The organism is Mesorhizobium sp. RSR380A, assembly GCF_054719385.1.
The window spans coordinates 1207072-1227755 of sequence record NZ_JBTTIB010000001.1 but is presented as its reverse complement, the minus strand read 5'-3'; the positions used below and the strand labels follow the sequence as shown (position 1 = coordinate 1227755).

The 20684-nt window shown below is 62.0% G+C and carries 8 protein-coding genes; 1 reads left to right on the top strand and 7 read right to left on the bottom strand.

The annotated features are described in order from the left end of the window. Positions 1-41: 41 nt before the first annotated feature. The 3 genes from ACYG9Z_RS05895 to ACYG9Z_RS05885 form a co-directional block, all read right to left on the bottom strand. Positions 42-752: a lytic transglycosylase domain-containing protein gene (locus ACYG9Z_RS05895; RefSeq protein ID WP_245260768.1), complete on the bottom strand. Its 711-nt coding sequence runs from the start codon at positions 750-752 to the stop codon at positions 42-44. 81 nt (positions 753-833) lie between these two features. Then, positions 834-1205: a hypothetical protein gene (locus ACYG9Z_RS05890; RefSeq protein WP_031243544.1), complete on the bottom strand. Its 372-nt coding sequence runs from the start codon at positions 1203-1205 to the stop codon at positions 834-836. 68 nt (positions 1206-1273) lie between these two features. Further along, complete coding sequence (locus ACYG9Z_RS05885) at positions 1274-13042, bottom strand: VCBS domain-containing protein (RefSeq protein WP_460222883.1); 11769 nt, start codon at positions 13040-13042, stop codon at positions 1274-1276. Positions 13043-13364: 322 nt separating this feature from the next. Between ACYG9Z_RS05885 and ACYG9Z_RS05880 the strand changes: the two genes are divergently transcribed. Further along, complete coding sequence (locus ACYG9Z_RS05880; protein ID WP_023752189.1) at positions 13365-14303, top strand: transglutaminase-like cysteine peptidase; 939 nt, start codon at positions 13365-13367, stop codon at positions 14301-14303. Between the two features lie 85 nt (positions 14304-14388). On the opposite strand, the gene ACYG9Z_RS05875 is transcribed toward ACYG9Z_RS05880, so the two are convergent. From ACYG9Z_RS05875 to ACYG9Z_RS05860, 4 genes are read right to left on the bottom strand one after another with little or no spacing between them, the layout of a single operon-like run. Continuing rightward, a complete protein-coding gene (locus tag ACYG9Z_RS05875) occupies positions 14389-15030 on the bottom strand; it encodes a ribbon-helix-helix domain-containing protein (RefSeq protein ID WP_023681069.1) in 642 nt (213 codons plus the stop codon). After that, positions 15020-16309 carry an HlyD family type I secretion periplasmic adaptor subunit gene (locus tag ACYG9Z_RS05870; RefSeq protein ID WP_023752188.1) on the bottom strand — a complete coding sequence of 430 codons (1290 nt, stop codon included), beginning with the start codon at positions 16307-16309 and terminating at the stop codon, positions 15020-15022. The genes ACYG9Z_RS05875 and ACYG9Z_RS05870 overlap by 11 nt, the downstream gene beginning before the upstream one ends. A 43-nt stretch (positions 16310-16352) precedes the next feature. Beyond that, positions 16353-18485 carry a type I secretion system permease/ATPase gene (locus ACYG9Z_RS05865; protein ID WP_031244127.1) on the bottom strand — a complete coding sequence of 711 codons (2133 nt, stop codon included), beginning with the start codon at positions 18483-18485 and terminating at the stop codon, positions 16353-16355. Between the two features lie 37 nt (positions 18486-18522). Beyond that, positions 18523-19971, bottom strand: coding sequence for a TolC family protein (locus ACYG9Z_RS05860; RefSeq protein WP_023681072.1), 1449 nt, complete (start codon positions 19969-19971; stop codon positions 18523-18525). Positions 19972-20684 lie beyond the last annotated feature (713 nt).

Here is a 20684-nt window from a genome sequence, read left to right as displayed (position 1 = left end):
GCAGACTTGCCTCGCCGTCTTTGCAATTGCTGGATTATGGCTCAGCCGTCGAAAAGTCTTGCCCGGAGCGCCTTGATCATTCTGGCTTGCCCGGCGCTTCGATAGTCCGTGCATTTCATGTATCGCGGGCCCGGCACGAACAGCCGGCGCACACAAATCCGCCTCGCCGGGGCAGGGGCACCATCGTCTCCTGCTGTCGGGAATGCGGAGAATCCGAACGTCGCCACCGGCAATGGCCCGGCCACCGCAAAACCTTCTCTCGCCAGGATTGCACGCGCACGCCGGCAGTAGCGGACCGAAAGTTCGGAGAACCGGGTTTCACCGTGCCCGGCACGATACTTCATGACGGTGGTGCAGAGATCGCCTGCGGCAAGGCTGTTTGCCTGCGCCAGATATCTGACGCCGAGCGCGATGTTGGTCGCCGGCGCGCCAAGCTCGTCGAGCGAGCCACGAAAGCCCAGCATTCGGGCCGTCGCGGGCATTACCTGCATCAACCCGACCTCACCATCGGCGCCGTGCACATCGGGATCGAATCCGCTTTCGATCTCCATCACCGCGTGCGCCAGCACCGGCTCCAAGCCGTAGAGCGATGCCTGGCATGTCGCAAACGCCTTGAATGTCGCGCGCGTCCATTCGGAGGCGGCGTCGCAGCGAACCGGCCGCCTTAAGCCGAACGGTGCTGGTCTCTCCAGGCTAGGTCGTTCCAGCCAGTTGGCGCAGGCTTGAGTGGCAAGCTGGCCAAAACCGGTCAATGCGATCGCTCCGGCGATCGCCCTCGTCAATCGTCCGCCGACCATCGGGTCAGCCAACCGGCACTGCCGGATCCCTTTCGGTCAGTTCATGTACTCGACCATGCGGTCGTGGAAGCACTCGCACTTGTTGAGCGTGTCCTCGTCCTTGTAGTTCGTCTTGAGGTAGCCATAGGCCATGCCGCAGGCGACCTTGGCTTCCGACGCCCAGACGAAGGCGGGGCGGGATGAATTGATCCATTCCGAGCTGTTGGCGACGGCCACCGACTCGTCCATCAGCTTGACCACCTGGACCTTGAGATCGACGATGTTGTCGTTCAACACCAGGTTCGATGTGCCGACGGTCCGGCAATAGTCGGCCACCGGCCCTTCGATGATGTCGGCGGCATAACCCGTCGACCCGACTGCCAGAAACAGCGTCGCAGCGGAAACCAACAGTCTTACGGAACGTTTCATGATGAGATCCCCCTCTGTATTCCTAATCTCTAATACATAGCATAGTCGCGTGGCCCCGCACCATGCTCCTAGACCACGTTTGCCGTTGTCGTATGCTGCGTCACTCCGTCATCGTAGAGCAGGGTGATCGTGTTGGCGACGGGTGCATTCGTCAAGGTGGCCACGTCCACGAAATTGGCGCCGTTGGCCAAACCGTCGGCGTCGACGCTGACAGTGTTCGTTCCCGCATTGTAGTTCACGAAGTCGCCGACATTGGCCCCTCCGGCGGCTGTATCGAACAAGGAGGTAAGGTCGATGATGTCGCCATGGCCGCCGACACCGCTGTAGTCAGCGATAAGATCTTTGATGTCGAGGTGCTCGAGCTTGAACGTATCGACGCCTATACCACCGGTGAGCGTGTCCTGACCGGAACCGCCGATCAGCAGGTCGTTGCCGTCGCCGCCGAACAATATGTCCGCTCCCGAGCCGCCGTAAAGCGTGTCGTTACCGGAGTTGCCCGACAAGGTATCATCGCCGCGTCCGCCGGAGAGGATATCAGCCTGGAGATTGAGTCCATTGAGGGTGTCGTTACCGTCCTCGCCGAGCAGCGTGGTTTCTGTCGCGGTCGTGGTGTGAGTGTCCACGCCCGAAGTTCCTTGCCAGGTGCTGAGATCGGGCGAAAGGTGTGCCGTCACTGACCCGGCAATTGGGTCGCCGTCACCGTCGGTCGCCGTGACCGGGATCGAGATGTCGAACGGTGTGACGGCGTTGGCGGTCGTGTAGGTGACCGGGCCTAGCTTGAAGTCATTCGAGCCTACATTGGCCGAAATTTCGATTGCGCTGAACGGGTCTGAATTTGCAACCACGGTAAAGGTGTCGCCTTGCGCGAGACCGGTGATCGTCCACGTTCCGTCCCCATTGTTCGTTGCGGTCGGAGTAGCTCCGCCGGAGCCGTTGACGACAGTGACCAAGGCGCCGAGGGCCGTGCTTTCGCCGGTAACATCACCTATGTAGGTGTTATCATAGTCGGCGTTGACCGGGCGGATCGTTATCGAAACCAGGCCCGGTCCCGAGACATTGCCAATCCCCTGTGTATAGCTAGCCACCTCGTAGTGATCCGTATAGTGGGTTCCCGCCCCGATGCCCGCGGGGGTTCCGGCGATGGTGCCGTCGGTGGTTGCATTGCTGACGAAATCGAAGCGGATCTTCTCACCAGGGCTGATGCTGTTTCCGCCATCGACGCCCCAACTGCCTGTGCTGGTGTTCACGAAATTGGGGCTGTTGGCGGTTGCAAGCAGGTCGCTGGTTGAGCCGATGGAGTCCAGGACAATCGCTTGGTTGTTGCCGCCGCTTGGCGAGAAGTTCGCCGTATTGAACTGGTTGCCGGCAAACATCGTCGCGGCCTGGGTGTATGTCCAAGTATCTGTCGCCGGGTTCAGGGTCGCCGTGAAAGCGAGGTCGCTGCCGTTCGCGGCCGAGGTCCGTCCCTCCACAGTATGCGTATCGACGACGTGGAAGAAGACCTGCTCGCCATTCAGGAATATGTTTGTGCTGCCTGATGTGACGGCCGCGCCTTCGGTCACGTTGAACACGACATTGCCAACGCCGTCAGCACCGGCGCTCGCGGCAAAATTGATGCTCTCCGTCAGCACCGTATGCGTGGTGTTTTCCACGAAGATGCCATCCGGCTTGAATGGCAGCGGAACGTCGTCCAGGACCGTCAGATTGACCGATCCGGAAACATGATCACCGCTGGTGTCGGTTGCCACCACCTGAAGCCCGTTGATGGTGACGTTGCCCGAGCCGGCAAGATGCTGGAGCTGGTCGGTCAGTGTCGCGGTAACGACGGGTGTCAACGAACTGTTGGCGCCGGCGCTTGTGTTTGACAGCGCCAGATAGACGAATGCGCCGAGGTTCACGCTGCCGGCCGTTTGTATCAGACTGCCGACGAGTTGGTTGCCCACGAGCGCCCAGCTGATTGTGTATCCAGAGGCTAGGCCAGAAACAGTCGGCGCCACCCAGTTTGGATCGCCGGTCGGGTTGGCGAATGCAACATTAATGGCTTCGCCGGTCGTGGTGAAGGTGATGCCGCTGATTGCTTGCGCCGTCTCGCCGCGGCTGCCTGGGTTGGTGCCGGTCACGGCCCCGGCTTGGAGATCCGCAGGCGCCGAAGCATCGAGCGTGGTGTCGAGCGCGGCTTCGTTCAATGTCAACGATGCAGTCCCGCCACCCGATGGAACGGTGTTGGTCTGCACATTCAGGGTCACCGTGGCCGTCGAAGTGTCGCCGTCACCGTCCTTGATCGTGTATGTGAAAGAGTCCGACCCGATATAGATGCCCGTCGGCGTGTAGGTGAACGTTCCATTGTTGTTATAGACCACCGTGCCGTGGGCGCCGTTTGTCGTTACGGTCACTTGGCCTGGCGTTGGAGCATTGTCCGTATCGACGCCGTCGGCGCCAAACACGTCATTGGTCAAGAGACCGGTGAGGATTGTGGCGCCGGTGACGGTCAGGCCCCAGGTGTCATTGTTGGCGGTCGGCACGTCGTCGACGATGTCGATGACGATTGCCGCCGGAGCCGAGGACGAGGTGCCGTCCGAGACGGTGAGCGAGAAGGTCTCGGTCTCGGTGACGGCGGGAACGTCCGTGGTCGGACTGGTCAGCGTGTACTGGTAGGTCGCTACGCCGGTTACGGCGTTGTAGCCGGTGATCAGCAGCGTGCCGTGGTCGCCCGGGAAGGTCGAACCGTTGAGGCTGCCGATGGCAACCGTGGTGCCGCCGATGGTGACGCTCTGGACGTCGTCGAGGCCGTCGGGGTCCGATACCGTGAAGGTGCCGGTCGCCACCGTGCTGCCGTTGCCGGCCGCCGAGCCCGCCGCAAGGCCGGCTTCATAGACCAGGTCGTGCGCGCCGGCCGGGTTGCCCTGGTCGACGACGATCTGCGGCACGTCGTTGGTGCCGTTGATGGTGATGGTCAGCGTTGCCGTGTCGGTGTCGCCGTCGGCGTCCTTCATCGTGTAGTTGAAGGTCTCTGTCAGCGTCTGGCCGACATCGAGCGCCTGCACCGCCGGATCGGCGTTGTTGAGCGTATAGGTGTAGGTGCCGTCGCCATTGGGCGCGAAGGTGCCATGCGCGCCCGTCGTCGAGCCGTCCCAGCTGACGAAGCTCGTCGGCGTGTCGGCGCCCGGCTGGTTGTTGGCGTGCACGTCGTTGGTCAGCACATTGCCGTTGACCGGCGCAACCGCGTCCTCGCTGATGGAGTTGGTGTCGTTGACCGCATTGGGCACGTCGTCGACGATATCGATCACGATCGCCGCCGGAGCCGAGGACGAGGTGCCGTCCGAGACGGTGAGCGAGAAGGTCTCGGTCTCGGTGACGGCGGGAACGTCCGTGGTCGGGCTGGTCAGCGTGTACTGGTAGGTCGCTACGCCGGTTACCGCGTTGTAGCCGGTGATCAGCAGCGTGCCGTGGTCGCCCGGGAAGGTCGAACCGTTGAGGCTGCCGATGGCAACCGTGGTGCCGCCGATGGTGACGCTCTGGACGTCGTCGAGGCCGTCGGGGTCCGATACCGTGAAGGTGCCGGTCGCCACCGTGCTGCCGTTGCCGGCCGCCGAGCCCGCCGCAAGGCCGGCTTCATAGACCAGGTCGTGCGCGCCGGCCGGGTTGCCCTGGTCGACGACGATCTGCGGCACGTCGTTGGTGCCGTTGATGGTGATGGTCAGGGACGCCAGAGCGGTATCGCCGTCGGCGTCCTTCATCGTGTAGTTGAAGGTCTCTGTCAGCGTCTGGCCGACATCGAGCGCCTGCACCGCCGGATCGGCGTTGTTGAGCGTATAGGTGTAGGTGCCGTCGCCATTGGGCGCGAAGGTGCCATGCGCGCCCGTCGTCGAGCCGTCCCAGCTGACGAAGCTCGTCGGCGTGTCGGCGCCCGGCTGGTTGTTGGCGTGCACGTCGTTGGTCAGCACATTGCCGTTGACCGGCGCAACCGCGTCCTCGCTGATGGAGTTGGTGTCGTTGACCGCATTGGGCACGTCGTCGACGATATCGATCACGATCGCCGCCGGAGCCGAGGACGAGGTGCCGTCCGAGACGGTGAGCGAGAAGGTCTCGGTCTCGGTGACGGCGGGAACGTCCGTGGTCGGACTGGTCAGCGTGTACTGGTAGGTCGCTACGCCGGTTACGGCGTTGTAGCCGGTGATCAGCAGCGTGCCGTGGTCGCCCGGGAAGGTCGAACCGTTGAGGCTGCCGATGGCAACCGTGGTGCCGCCGATGGTGACGCTCTGGACGTCGTCGAGGCCGTCGGGGTCCGATACCGTGAAGGTGCCGGTCGCCACCGTGCTGCCGTTGCCGGCCGCCGAGCCCGCCGCAAGGCCGGCTTCATAGACCAGGTCGTGCGCGCCGGCCGGGTTGCCCTGGTCGACGACGATCTGCGGCACGTCGTTGGTGCCGTTGATGGTGATGGTCAGCGTTGCCGTGTCGGTGTCGCCGTCGGCGTCCTTCATCGTGTAGTTGAAGGTCTCTGTCAGCGTCTGGCCGACATCGAGCGCCTGCACCGCCGGATCGGCGTTGTTGAGCGTATAGGTGTAGGTGCCGTCGCCATTGGGCGCGAAGGTGCCATGCGCGCCCGTCGTCGAGCCGTCCCAGCTGACGAAGCTCGTCGGCGTGTCGGCGCCCGGCTGGTTGTTGGCGTGCACGTCGTTGGTCAGCACATTGCCGTTGACCGGCGCAACCGCGTCCTCGCTGATGGAGTTGGTGTCGTTGACCGCATTGGGCACGTCGTCGACGATATCGATGACGATCGCCGCCGGAGCCGAGGACGAGGTGCCGTCCGAGACGGTGAGCGAGAAGGTCTCGGTCTCGGTGACGGCGGGAACGTCCGTGGTCGGACTGGTCAGCGTGTACTGGTAGGTCGCTACGCCGGTTACGGCGTTGTAGCCGGTGATCAGCAGCGTGCCGTGGTCGCCCGGGAAGGTCGAACCGTTGAGGCTGCCGATGGCAACCGTGGTGCCGCCGATGGTGACGCTCTGGACGTCGTCGAGGCCGTCGGGGTCCGATACCGTGAAGGTGCCGGTCGCCACCGTGCTGCCGTTGCCGGCCGCCGAGCCCGCCGCAAGGCCGGCTTCATAGACCAGGTCGTGCGCGCCGGCCGGGTTGCCCTGGTCGACGACGATCTGCGGCACGTCGTTGGTGCCGTTGATGGTGATGGTCAGCGTTGCCGTGTCGGTGTCGCCGTCGGCGTCCTTCATCGTGTAGTTGAAGGTCTCTGTCAGCGTCTGGCCGACATCGAGCGCCTGCACCGCCGGATCGGCGTTGTTGAGCGTATAGGTGTAGGTGCCGTCGCCATTGGGCGCGAAGGTGCCATGCGCGCCCGTCGTCGAGCCGTCCCAGCTGACGAAGCTCGTCGGCGTGTCGGCGCCCGGCTGGTTGTTGGCGTGCACGTCGTTGGTCAGCACATTGCCGTTGACCGGCGCAACCGCGTCCTCGCTGATGGAGTTGGTGTCGTTGACCGCATTGGGCACGTCGTCGACGATATCGATCACGATTGCCGCCGGGGCTGACGAGGAGGTGCCGTCCGAGACGGTGAGCGAGAAGGTCTCGGTCTCGGTGACGGCGGGAACGTCCGTGGTCGGGCTGGTCAGCGTGTACTGGTAGGTCGCTACGCCGGTTACCGCGTTGTAGCCGGTGATCAGCAGCGTGCCGTGGTCGCCCGGGAAGGTCGAACCGTTGAGGCTGCCGATGGCAACCGTGGTGCCGCCGATGGTGACGCTCTGGACGTCGTCGAGGCCGTCGGGGTCCGATACCGTGAAGGTGCCGGTCGCCACCGTGCTGCCGTTGCCGGCCGCCGAGCCCGCCGCAAGGCCGGCTTCATAGACCAGGTCGTGCGCGCCGGCCGGGTTGCCCTGGTCGACGACGATCTGCGGCACGTCGTTGGTGCCGTTGATGGTGATGGTCAGGGACGCCAGAGCGGTATCGCCGTCGGCGTCCTTCATCGTGTAGTTGAAGGTCTCTGTCAGCGTCTGGCCGACATCGAGCGCCTGCACCGCCGGATCGGCGTTGTTGAGCGTATAGGTGTAGGTGCCGTCGCCATTGGGCGCGAAGGTGCCATGCGCGCCCGTCGTCGAGCCGTCCCAGCTGACGAAGCTCGTCGGCGTGTCGGCGCCCGGCTGGTTGTTGGCGTGCACGTCGTTGGTCAGCACATTGCCGTTGACCGGCGCAACCGCGTCCTCGCTGATGGAGTTGGTGTCGTTGACCGCATTGGGCACGTCGTCGACGATATCGATCACGATCGCCGCCGGAGCCGAGGACGAGGTGCCGTCCGAGACGGTGAGCGAGAAGGTCTCGGTCTCGGTGACGGCGGGAACGTCCGTGGTCGGGCTGGTCAGCGTGTACTGGTAGGTCGCTACGCCGGTTACCGCGTTGTAGCCGGTGATCAGCAGCGTGCCGTGGTCGCCCGGGAAGGTCGAACCGTTGAGGCTGCCGATGGCAACCGTGGTGCCGCCGATGGTGACGCTCTGGACGTCGTCGAGGCCGTCGGGGTCCGATACCGTGAAGGTGCCGGTCGCCACCGTGCTGCCGTTGCCGGCCGCCGAGCCCGCCGCAAGGCCGGCTTCATAGACCAGGTCGTGCGCGCCGGCCGGGTTGCCCTGGTCGACGACGATCTGCGGCACGTCGTTGGTGCCGTTGATGGTGATGGTCAGGGACGCCAGAGCGGTATCGCCGTCGGCGTCCTTCATCGTGTAGTTGAAGGTCTCTGTCAGCGTCTGGCCGACATCGAGCGCCTGCACCGCCGGATCGGCGTTGTTGAGCGTATAGGTGTAGGTGCCGTCGCCATTGGGCGCGAAGGTGCCATGCGCGCCCGTCGTCGAGCCGTCCCAGCTGACGAAGCTCGTCGGCGTGTCGGCGCCCGGCTGGTTGTTGGCGTGCACGTCGTTGGTCAGCACATTGCCGTTGACCGGCGCAACCGCGTCCTCGCTGATGGAGTTGGTGTCGTTGACCGCATTGGGCACGTCGTCGACGATATCGATCACGATCGCCGCCGGAGCCGAGGACGAGGTGCCGTCCGAGACGGTGAGCGAGAAGGTCTCGGTCTCGGTGACGGCGGGAACGTCCGTGGTCGGACTGGTCAGCGTGTACTGGTAGGTCGCTACGCCGGTTACGGCGTTGTAGCCGGTGATCAGCAGCGTGCCGTGGTCGCCCGGGAAGGTCGAACCGTTGAGGCTGCCGATGGCAACCGTGGTGCCGCCGATGGTGACGCTCTGGACGTCGTCGAGGCCGTCGGGGTCCGATACCGTGAAGGTGCCGGTCGCCACCGTGCTGCCGTTGCCGGCCGCCGAGCCCGCCGCAAGGCCGGCTTCATAGACCAGGTCGTGCGCGCCGGCCGGGTTGCCCTGGTCGACGACGATCTGCGGCACGTCGTTGGTGCCGTTGATGGTGATGGTCAGGGACGCCAGAGCGGTATCGCCGTCGCCATCCGCCACAGCATAGTCGAAGCTCTCGGCCACGGTCTGGCCGACATCCAGCGCCTGTACCGCGGCATACCCGGCCGGGTTCTGGGCTTGGGTGTAGAGCACATATGTGTAGCTGCCGTCGGCGCCCACCGTAAGCTGGCCGTAGGTTCCAGCAACGTGGTTGGCAACGGCGCCGTCCCAGGTGATCGAGCCCAAGCCGTCGGTGCCGAGGTGATCCGCGTGGCCGTCGGTTGCGTTTGCGTCGGCGCCACCCACGCCCGTGATCACATTGCCGTCTGCCGTGAGCGGCCCATCTTCGGTGACCGAGTCCTGATCGTTGACCGCAACCGGGCCATCATCCTGGAATTCGATGCTCAACGCGACATGGGATACGGCGGTGCTCGTGTCGCCGTCGAAATCGGTGATGGTGGCCTTGACGTGCAGGTCGGCGGCGACGGTCGCTATGTCGTCAAAGGCTGCGGTGCTTGAACCGTCGACATTGTGAGCGATCGGCTGATATTGCCCGATCCAGACCGCTCCGGTCGGATCGACATAAACCTTGAAGACGTCGACGCCGTTGGCAGAACCAACGAGAACGCCGTCCGCATTTGTCGAGAGCATGATCGCCGAGCCGTCGAGTGTCTTCAGGCCGGAATCGACGTTTGACAGCGGATTGCCAATCGCGTCGGTGACGGCAAACGAGAATGTCGCGTCGTCATCGGCGCCGACCGAGGCGTTGAAAAGGCCGAGCGCGCTGGCTGACGATTTTGCGTAGCCCAACGCCCCCGGCTCGTCCACCAGAGCTGGCGGGGAGAGAGCGGTGTCATCCGCCGGATTGGGATCTGCGGCGTTGTTGACGCCGGCGGACTCGTCGTGGCTGACCCGGAAGACCTCGGTCTGCGTTGTGACTGTCGTGACCTTGGCTTCGATGCCGAAGATCTTGAACGGGTTGCCGCCAGTCAGGGTCGCATCGGTTCCGCCAGCGTTGGAATCGAAGGTAAAATCGTTGTAGTTGCCCACCTTGAGCTGGTCGAACGGGGTGCTGCCGATGACCTCGACAGTCGCACCATCGGGCACGCCGGCGAAGGCATAGCCCACCTGCACGCCGCCCTCGAAGACAGCCGTGCCGGCCGTCAGCACACCATTGATGCTCACGGTGAACGGCTCGAATGTGCCACCGTCCTTGGCGCCGATGAACATCACGGCGGCTTCGACACCCTGGGCTTCCGCAACATTGATCGTGAACTTGACCGAGTCGACGTCGTATGAACCACCGTCGGTGATGCTGGGCGGATTCGGATTGTTGGGGGCGATGACAAGATTGTTGACGAAGTCCATCGTCACGATTTCGGGGCCGGTCAAATGCGGATGGGTTTCGTATCCGTCGATGATCTGGCCGTCGCCAACGCCGATCTTGGTGCCGGTGGTGTTGACGGAATTGTCGCCTTCGTTGATGTCGACGGCGCTGAGCTTGATGTCGTGGTTGCCTGCGCCATCCATGCCGCGAACATCGGTGTTGCCGGCCTGCAGCGTGTAGACGATCGTTTCGGTCGTGGTTGTGGTCGTCGTGCCGGCATCCCGCGCGACGATCTGCGGAACGTCGTCGAGCACCTGGACCTTGAATGTACCAGCCGCCAGTCCGATGGTATCGCCGTCACCGTCCATGGCAACGACAAAGGCCGAAAGATCGATACCGCCATTGGCAAGCGTATTTTCGGTGTTGTCGCCCGGGAGCGTATCCAGAGTCGGATGATCGATCTGATCGATCAGGGTGAAGACATAGGAGCCGTCCGCACCGACGGTCAGGGTGAAAACAGGACGATCCGTGCCCGCCTGATAGCCGGCGCCGGCGCCTACATCGACATAGCCGGTCAGGGTCGTGCCGTCGGAGACGATGAGGACGTTGCCGCCTTTCGAATCAAATCCCGAATCCGATGGGGTGGTTTGGGTGACAAGGCCGAAGGCCGAGGTCGCATTCGGGCCGTCAGAGCCGAAGTCGACGATTGCATTCAATGCGCCGGCAGCACCGATGGCAACCGCGGAGTTTGTTCCGGTCACTTCGCCAGGCTGAAGATTGTCGGCATTTCCGGTGGACTGGCTGTTGTGCAGGCCATCCTCGTCGACATTCGCGGTGATCTGGGCGGTGCCAATGGCCTTCGGCCCGTCATCGTCGAAGGAGAATGCCGAGCCCTTGCCGTCGATCAGGTCGACGGTCGCCTTCTCGGTGACGGTGTCGCCGTCGCCGTCCTGGCGCGTCACCTCATATTGCAGCTGAACCTGGCCGCCATTGGTCAGCGACAGATTGAGTTCGGAATCGAACTTGTTGCCGTCTGCGCCATGGTTGAGCGCTTCGTAGAGCGTGGTCTGCAGCTGCTCGGCGCCCGGCGCGCCAGTGATCGCGATGGTCAGAACCTGATTGAGCTGCGTGTCGCGGCCGACGATAACGCCGCCCTCGAGGAACAGTGTGATGGCGCCGCCATCGGTGGCAGTGAGATTCGTGGCAAGGCCACCGGCCGGAATGCCGGTGAAGCTCAAAGTTCCGGTGACGGTTCCAGGACCGTCCGAACCATAGCTGCCGCCGATCGTGAACAGATTGGTCAGTCCGCCCGATACTGCCGTGTTGACCTGTGCCAGGCCCGGACCGGCATCATCCGTGTTGGCGTTGCCGCCGGCGTCTTCGGTCTCGCCGATAGCGCCATTGTAGCGGTCCGCGCCAACCGTCTCGTCGAGCTCGACCGAAAGCAGGCCAGCGGCTCCATCGTGGGCGCCGACCGTAAGGCTTGGCCCGTCATCGTCGAAGGAGAATGCCGAGCCGTTGCCGTCGATCAGATCGACGGTAGCCTTCTCGATGACGGTGTCGCCGTCGCCGTCCTGGCGCGTCACCTCATATTGCAGCTGAACCTGGCCGCCATTGGTCAGCGACAGATTGAGTTCGGAATCGAACTTGTTGCCGTCGGCGCCATGGTTGAGCGCTTCGTAGAGCGTGGTCTGCAACTGCTCTGCGCCGGGCGCGCCGGTGATCGCAATGGTCAGGACCTGATCACCCTGCGTGTCGCGGCCGACAATCACTCCTCCTTCGAGGAAGAGCGTAATGGCCCCGCCGTCCGTGGCAATGAGATTCGTGGCAAGGCCACCGGCCGGAATGCCGGTGAATGCCAACTGCGCGGTCGTGCTGCCTGGCCCGTCGGCACCGTAGACGCCGCCAACGGCGAACAGCGAAGAAAGGCCACCCGCCAGGCCGGTCGTCACCTGGGCCAGGCCAACGCCGTCATCGGTGTTGGCGTTGCCGCCGGCATCTTCGGTCTCGCCGGCATTATAGCGGTCGCCGCCGACCGTCTCGTCGAGCTCGACCGAAAGCAACTGTGCCGCTTGCGCGGTTGCCTGGACCGAAAGCGTAGGGCCGTCGTCCAGCACACCAATATTGAGGGTCGCGGTGGCCGGATCATTGTCTGTGTCTGTAACCACGACGGCAAAGCTGTCGGAAACCCCCTCGGTCGTTCCGGTCGATGAGTTGTCGTGATGATCAAGAGTGTTGTCGGCAAGGGTATAAATCCAGCTATAGCCGTTCGTAGGATTGCCGGTGACCACGAGCGTGCCGTATTGCCCGGCAACGCTGCCGCCGTTGGTCACGTCCACACCGTCAATGACAAGCGTCCCGATGCCATCACCCGAGACGATGTTGAAGGTCCCTGAAACCTGCTCGGCGGTGCTGGCCGGGTCCGTCCCGTCGGAAAGCGCGGCCTCGTTGACGACAAATCCGGAGCCAATGTCGATTGTCGGCGTCGTATCTTCTTCCCTGACCCCGATCGTCAGCTCACGCGGCTCCAGCCGTCCAAATTGCAGGTCCGTCGGCGGCAACAATGCGGAAAGATCGAAGCCGTCGCCGATACCACCTGGGGGAATGGTGAAGTCGCCGCCGGCACTGCCTGGGGCGCCGCCCGGGCCGGCCGAGATCGAACCATCGGCACCGAAGGCGACATCGACGTGGCTCGCTTCAAGAGCGGCCAGCAAGGCCACGCGCGGAACTTCGACATCACCGATGATGAAGGTCGGCACGTTGAGCGCGCCATCCTTGATGAGGATGACTGAACCGTCCGCCTGTTCCAGCAACAGATTGTGGCCGTCGACCTTGATGTTGTCGATGGAGACGTCCGCCGGAAGTTTCACGATGTTGCTGGCGTCGGCCACGTATTCATGCGGCGCGGCTGCCGCCGGCGCTTTCGCCTCCGCGGGTGCTGCCGGCTGAACGGGTGCGCCACTGCCGACATCGACCGGCACCGGCTCGGCAGGCGCCGCCTGAGCGGCCTGCGCTACCTGGATGCCTGCCTGCGATGGCGAGCCGCCATGTTCATGTGAAGAGTGCTCGTCCCAAGAATTCGAGACGGTATCCAAATCGTTACTCGTCGTCATCGCCAAACCCCTCCGGCATTTCCCGGATAGAGACAGTGACGACTTCTGCTTTGCAACTGTCCCGCAATCAATTTCATATATCCCGGTATGCAAGTCTCGGCATTTTTTACATGTGGTAAACCGGAAGATATAATCTGATATACATTGGCCGCGCCGCGCTTCGTTTGATATCCGCCGGCTGAGCTGGATTGGTAAACAGAAGTATAAATTTGAATAAAGTTTTACACAAAATAGGTATTCCCGATTGAAGGAAACTTATCCACCTTCCTTTCCAGTAATTTGAGACAATATTGGTACCGTCCACAGTCAAGAGGTGGGCGTCATGAAAAAAGAAAAATCTGCCCTGGGAATAACCGGGCTCAGGCTCCTCCTGCTGGCAATGGCGATTGCAAGCCTGCCGCAGCCATCATCCGCGAAAGCAATTGCCGTGAATGCCGGCGCTGCCGCTGGAGTTCTGGCGGCGGTCGAAACCCCGTCCAGTCTCGGCGGCGTTTCGCTGGCTCGGCCGCAGCCATGGCAGCCGGTTTCAGCCTACCGGATCAGCATGATTTTCAGCAGCTCTGTTGCCGTTGATGAAAAGCGTGGTTCTTCGATCGCGCCGCCCGCCGCCGGGATCGACTTGATCCAGACGGCGGCGATCATTCCCGGCGTGTTCGGTTCTGTTGCCCTGTCGATGCGCAATTTCCCGGTTTCGGCGCGCTGGGCGCCGGTCTACAAGGCAATTGTCGACTGTACCGCGAGCAGCGCGTGCGAACGCAAGAACAGCGCCTTTGCCGAGATAGTCAAGGCAGCCGGGAACAAGCGCTTCATCGACAAGTTGTCCTTCGTCAACTCAAGTATAAATCGCGCCATCGCCTACAAGAAGGACAGCGTGGTTTACGGCAAGCTCGACTACTGGGCCAAGCCCCGGGAAATCCTTGAGCGGCGGGCAGGGGACTGCGAGGATTTCGCCATCCTCAAGATGGCCGCGCTGCTGCATGCAGGCATCCCGGCGCAGAGCATGTCGCTGGTCGTCTTGCAGGATCGCAAGCGCGGTTTCTTTCATGCCGTGCTGTCGGTCAGCACCGGCAGCGGCGTCTTCATTCTCGACAGTTTGAGCAATGTAGTTTCCCGCGACACAGACCTGCCGACCTACGTGCCGCTGTATTCGTTCAGCACCGATCGCGCGTGGATCCATGGCGCGAAGACCGGTTCTGCTCAAATAGCCGATATCAAGGGCGGCCTTTCGACGGTCGCGCCTGGTGAAGGTGTGCAGCCGTAAGCTCCCATCAGAGAGTCTTGAGCGCTCTATCTCTTGTTTGACGCAATTTTCCACGAAAACCGCTCACACTTTTCCCGGAATTGCTCTAGCCGCCGAAGACGAACGCCATCAGCAGTTCCGGCTCGACCACCGGCGCCCGCACCGCGCTCAGTTGACCGCGGTAGCGGCGGTCGCCGGCGCCTATGACGAAACCGGTCGCGACCGGCGTCTCGCCATTGGCGTCGAGCCTAGCGAATATGTCGGCGACATTGAGGTCCAGCGCCAGCTTGAGATCCTGGCGCGCGTCCTCGTTCGGCGCCACCGGCAATTGCCGCCGCACCAGTTGCTGGAACGGCGCATTGAAGGTCAGGATCTTCTTCGACGATGCCAGGGCAAAGGCCGGCGAGGGACAGGCGACGAGAATGGCGCTGATGGTCTTGATCGACGCGAGCCTCTGCAAGGTGAGGTTTTGGTCGGCCAATCCACGCATGCAGGCTACGCGAATTGCCGATGTCAGGTTTCCGGCGTTGGCGTGGCTCTCTGCAATTTCCTCGATCAGTGTGCCGATCGTGCATTTGCGGCTTTCCGCCATCTGCTTCAGCGATGTCCAGAACGCCCGTTCCAGACGAATGCCGCGGCGCATGCCGCCACGCGCCACAACCCGGAACTCCAGTCCGAAATCCTCTGCCGCCAGCGGTGGCAGCAGCCGGTCGCGATCGGCAGGAAGGGAGACCGCGCTATCGCTCACTCATTGCCTCCTCTCGCGCCTTGTTGATCGGCTTCATAAGGTAGGTGAGAATCGTTTTGCGTCCGGTCTTGATGTCGACCGAACAGATCATGCCGGGGATGATCGAATAGGTCTTGCCGTCGCGTGTCAGCGTCGATTTGTCGGTGGCGACACGGACCTGATAATAGGGTTCGCCGGTCTTCTGGTCGACCAGGCTGTCGGCAGTGATGTTCGAGACCTTGCCTTCGATGCCGCCGAAAATCGAGAAGTCATAGGCAGTCACCTTGATCAGGGCATCCTGGCCCGGCCGGATGAAGGCGACGTCCCGCGGTGAAACCCGGGCTTCGACCAGCAGGGTCTCGGACGTCGGCACGATACCCGCGACGACCGCGCCGGGCTGGACGAAGGCGCCGACCGTGTTGATGTCAAGCGTGTTGACGATACCATCGACAGGCGAACGGATATCGGTACGCGCCACCTTGTCGGTGGCACCGCGTATCGTCTCTTCCACCACCGAGAGATCGGCCAGCGCCTGCGTGAGATCGCTGAGCGCTTCCTGTTGCAGCTGCAGGCCGAGTTCGTCGACCTGAAGCTTGGCTTCCGTGATGGCCGACCTGGCTTTCTTGATTGTCTCTCCGGCAAGCGTCAGCTGACCGTTGAGCTCGGTCTGCTCGCGCTCGACGCGGAGCTGCTCGGTTCGCGCCATCAGGCCTTTCTTGACCATCGCTTCGACCAGCTTCGCCTCCTGGTCGCTGACGGCCAGGTTCTTGGTGAGGCGATCGGCATTGGCGTTGGCTTCGTCGAGTTCCTTCTCACGCTGATCGAGGCGCGACTTGAGAACCGACAGTTTGACTTCGAAGTTGTCGCGCCGCGCGATCAGCAGCTTCTGCTCGTTGTCGCAGATTTCCGGCGCCACCTTCTGGATCTCGGGTGGGCAGGGAAACGCGCCCTCGAGACTGCCGGTCTGTTCGAATTGGAGCCGTGCAATGCGCGTCTGCAGCGCCCGAGCTTTGGCCTGCTGCTCGCCAAGGCTGGAAGTGTTGAAGGTGTTGTCGAGACGAATGATGAGGTCATTCTTCTTGACGACCTGACCGATCGTCACGGCGATTTCCTGAACCACGCCCGGCTCGCTGGCCTGGATGATCTGGGTCTTCGACGCCGGTATGATCTTGCCGTCGCCGCGTGCGATTTCATCGACCTCGGCGAAGGATGCCCAGGCTACCGAACTCGCAAAAAGCGCTCCGATAATGAATATCGAAGCCGACGCAAAAAGCGGCGGACGGTCTTCCCTGGCTAGCATTTCCAACGCCCCAACGTGTTGTATTCACGCATAAGTCTGTTCGTCAGGCGCTTGTTTTCTGCAGCGCCTGTATCACTTGGTCTTTCGGTCCATCGGCAACGATCTTGCCCTGCTCGATGACAATGAGGCGGTCGGCCAGCTCGAGCATGCTGAAGCGGTGCGTCGAAACGATCAGGGTCGTGTTGCGATCGAAAGCCACTTTGAGCTGCTTGATCAGCTGGCGCTCGGAAGCCAGATCCATCGAGCCGGACGGCTCGTCCAGGAACACGATTTTCGGTTTGGTCAGCAACAGGCGGGCAATTGCCATTGTCTGCCTCTGACCGCCCGAGAGATTGGTGCCGCGCTCGCCGACATTCATGTCGTAACCTCGCGGATGGCGGGAGACGAAGTCGTCGACGCCGGCAGCCTTGGCCGCGTCGACGATCTGCTCATCGGTCGCCTCCGGGCACGCCATCAGGAGATTTTCCTTGATGGTGCCGGAAAATAGATCGTTGGCTTGCGCGACGATCCCGACCGCGGCGCGAACCTCAGATGGGTGGTATTGGCGGATGTCGATCCCGTCCAGCAGCAGCTCGCCGGAGGTCGGCAGGAAAAGCCTGCCGATCAGCCTCCCCATGGTCGTCTTTCCCGAGCCTATGCGGCCGATGATGCCAATCCGCTCACCGGGCTTCACCGAGAAATTCAGGCCGGTCAGCACTTCGTTTTCGGAACCCGGGTAGACAAAGCCGACATTCCTGAATGCCATTGCACCGTTGCGAATGGGGCGGTTGACGAAACCAACCGTGTACGGCCGATCCTCAGGCTGCGCCATGATCGAATTCACCATTCGCAGGGACAGCATCGCCTGGCGAAGTCTGGACAAGGTGATCGCAATCTGCCCAAGCGGGGCCACCGCCCGGCCCGCCAGCATGACGGTGCCGATGATGGCGCCGGTCGAGACATGCCCTTCCGAAAAGGCATAGGCGCCGGCCACGATCAAAGCGACGGTGACCATCTGCTGGATGGCTTGGGTTATGTTGCCGGCGGCAGCCGAAAGCTGTTTGATCTTCTCGGACGTGTTGGATGCGTTCTTGGAATGCTCCGCCCATTTTCGCAGAAGGTACGCCTCTGCCCGCAGCGATTTGATCGTTTCCAGCGTGGAGATGGATTCCACCAGCAGGGCCTGGCGCTGCGAAGCCTCGTTCATGGAAGCGGCAACGCGTTTGCCGATGCGCCGTTGCGTGATCAGCCCGACGATCACCGAGGCGACAAAGGCAATGGCCGGTATGACGACCAGCCAACCGCCTATCGCATAGATGACAAGAAGAAAGACGAAGACGAAGGCTGTGTCGATGAAGACGCTGATGGTGTTCGACGTGAAAAACTCGCGCACGAACTCGTACTGGGTCACCCGATTTGCATATTCGCCGGTTGAGCCGGGCCTTGCCGACAAGGACGAGTTCAGCACCTTCTCGAAAAGCATATAGGAGATGCGAAGATCGGCCTTGCGCCCGGCATAGTCGATCAGTGACGCTCTGGCGGTCTTCAAGAGCAGGTCGAACAGAATGACCGCGCCGATCCCGATCGACAGCACCCAGAGAGTCGATATCGCCTTGTTCGGCAAGATCCTGTCGTAGACGTTCATCGTGAAGATCGGTGAGGCAAGAGCCAGCAGATTGATGAATACCGCCGACAGGATGACCTTCGAATAGGTGCGCCAGAACGGCCCCATCGTGCCGGTCAGCCAATGTCGCCGCTCGATCTTGGCCGCCGAACCGACGCTCATCGCCTCTACTGCGTTGGCATAGGTTATCGAGAAGGAAACGCCGCCACTAATATAACTTCCGGAAAACTCGGATTTGCTAATTGTCGTGCGCCCGTCTTCCTGGGGAGCGGTCGTAAATCCACCGTCCTCGGTCTGGGCAAGCAGCGCAACCGGCAACTGGCTGACGCGAAACAGAATGGCGGGAAGGTCGATGCGTCCGCGAAGAAAGTCGCGATGGCTGAATTCCGTGATTTCAAGACCGATGCGTTCGGCAAGATGCCGGATGGCGTCGATATCGATGCGGGTGTCTGACAGCGGCACGCCGGCAAACAGCACGGTCTCGGAACTCGGCCTGCCGAGGTACCCGGCAACAGCGGAGAAGCAGGCCTTGAACGCCTCTTTTGGGGAGAGGATTTTGGGTTGTGGGTTCACGATCGGCCCGCAGGACTATCGTTCGTCCTTGACCTTCCTACTTCTTTCTTACCGGTGCGAGGATGTCGAAAGGCAGATCGTTCGTCTGCTCCGACGGCGTGCGCGCATACGTTTCGGTGTCGGCCGTTTCAGGCGCATTGAACTCGGCCTTGGCATAGGCGGTGGCCTGTTTTGCCGGCTGAAGATTCATGGTCTTCAGCAACTGCCCGGTTGCCGCCAGCAGCCGGTACTGCGCGAAAAGCGACGCGTAGGATGCGGTGTCGGCAAGCGTAGCTGTGTTGAACCGCGTGTTCTGCGCGTCGAGCACGTCGAGCAGCGAGCGCTGTCCGACCTTGAACTGCTCGCGATAGGACGCCACCAGCCTTTCGTTGGCGGCAGCCTGAAGCTTCAATGTCTTTGCCAGATCGGCCTGCCGGAAGCGGCGATCCCATGACGTACGGACGGCTTCCTCGATCTCGCGCAGAACCTGGTGCAGCACAAGGCGCTGCTCGCTGGTGCGGCGGACCTGCTCTTGCTCGTTGGCTTTGTCGATGCCGCCGCGATAGAGGTTCCAGCGCAGCACCAGCCGCGCCTGCAGGTCGCTAGCGTCGCCATCGTCGCCGTCGATGTCATAGCCGCCGCGGGCGCGGCCTTCGGCGATGACGGAGGGCCCGAATTTCGCCCGCGCCGCATCCACCAGGGAGGCGGCGGCGTCGATATCGCTGTTGGCCATGTGGACGCGCGGATTGTTCTGTCGCGCCAGCCCTAGCGCGTCGTCGAGCGACCTTGGCAGCGCGCTCGAGACATCGCCTGGCCTTGACGCGTTGGTCAGCGGCTTACCGACCGTCTTGAAGAACCGTATCTTGGAAGCCTCCAGTTCTTCGGTCGCCTCCTGCATACGTGCCTTGGCAGCGAACAGCCGCTCCTCGGCCTGCTGGCGATCAGCCTCGTTCAACGCCCCGCCTGCAATACCTTGCCGGATGTCGCCGAGGATTGCCTGGTGAAAGCCAAGATTCTTCTTCGCTTCTGAAACGATCGAAGCCTGCAGCATGTATTCGAGATAGTCCTGGACGACAGACAGTCCAATGAATTCAGACCGTTCCAGCACCCGGAACGATGCGCCGTCGACCCGCGACGCCTGACGGTTCAGTTCCGCCCGCCTTGCGCCGCTGTCATAAAGCGTCTGCGTGACAACGACATCGGCTTCCGCCGGATAGAGCGCGTCATCCTCTATGGACAGCGAACGCCGGGAGGAATTGTCGAGACGACGAACCCCCGCCGACGCCTCGACATCGACGCTGGGAAGATAAAGTCCCTTCGCTTGGCGTAGCTCGAATTCGATTGCTTCGCGGTTTTCGATCGCTTGGCCAATTTCGGGATTGGACTCCACCGCAACTGCCATCGCCTCCTGGAGAGTGAGCGCGTGAGCATTCCCACAACTCAATATGGCGACCGTCGTCAGCAGGCCGAGGCGCTTGCCTATCGCCGACATAGATGTCGTATTCATTTCACCCCACCCCAACGTTCCCCTGCGCCATTATTGCCAGGCGTTACAACTCAACCGTGATTGTTCACAAATTTGCAAAATATGGGAGCACTTATTGATTTAGTGACCGCTAAAACGCTGAATTCAAGCAAAATTCTATAGAATGTCGCAAAAATGGCACATAAAATACCCACTGCGGTTTTTGGGTAACAGCCGTCCGAGTTTGAACAGGCGAGCGAAACCGCTCCGGGAAGGAGGACCGCAAGGCCACCTTATGACCTATTTGCTCCTGATGGCTTGACTATTTCTGGGTGTACTTTTCAGCGAGGTGACCGACAACATCTTGGTTGGCAGCTACAATCGGCAGGATAATCTTAGCCCGCTTGCCAAGAAGCCTGGAACGGACACCCCTGCCTTTCTTCGACCTGAAGCGTGGGCATAAATCCCTGAGCCGGCGAATAAACGCCGACGACTGCTTCACTGGCCAGCGTGCCAGCATAGGGCTCGTATGACGGCCGATCAACGACTGGGTCAACCGAAGAGGTGACGGTACTTTTTGAGGCGGTTCGGTAGGCCATCGAATGCCGCAAGGTCCAAAAATCGCTCGATTGATCCCATAGCTGGTGAAACCTCAAAATATTTCTTGCGGCGATTTCCCGTTAAAATCAAAAGCGCAACTTTTTTTTGACGGTTAGTGTCCGCCTTTTCGCAGCTCAGAAAAAAATTTGACTGTA

What these genes read in the sequence shown, in the direction of transcription:
- ACYG9Z_RS05890 (WP_031243544.1), bottom strand. Translation starts at nt 1,205, where the DNA reads ATGAAACGTTCCGTAAGACTGTTGGTTTCCGCTGCGACGCTGTTTCTG.
- ACYG9Z_RS05885 (WP_460222883.1), bottom strand. Translation starts at nt 13,042, where the DNA reads ATGACGACGAGTAACGATTTGGATACCGTCTCGAATTCTTGGGACGAG.
- ACYG9Z_RS05880 (WP_023752189.1), top strand. Translation starts at nt 13,365, where the DNA reads ATGAAAAAAGAAAAATCTGCCCTGGGAATAACCGGGCTCAGGCTCCTC.
- ACYG9Z_RS05870 (WP_023752188.1), bottom strand. Translation starts at nt 16,309, where the DNA reads ATGCTAGCCAGGGAAGACCGTCCGCCGCTTTTTGCGTCGGCTTCGATA.
- ACYG9Z_RS05860 (WP_023681072.1), bottom strand. Translation starts at nt 19,971, where the DNA reads ATGAATACGACATCTATGTCGGCGATAGGCAAGCGCCTCGGCCTGCTG.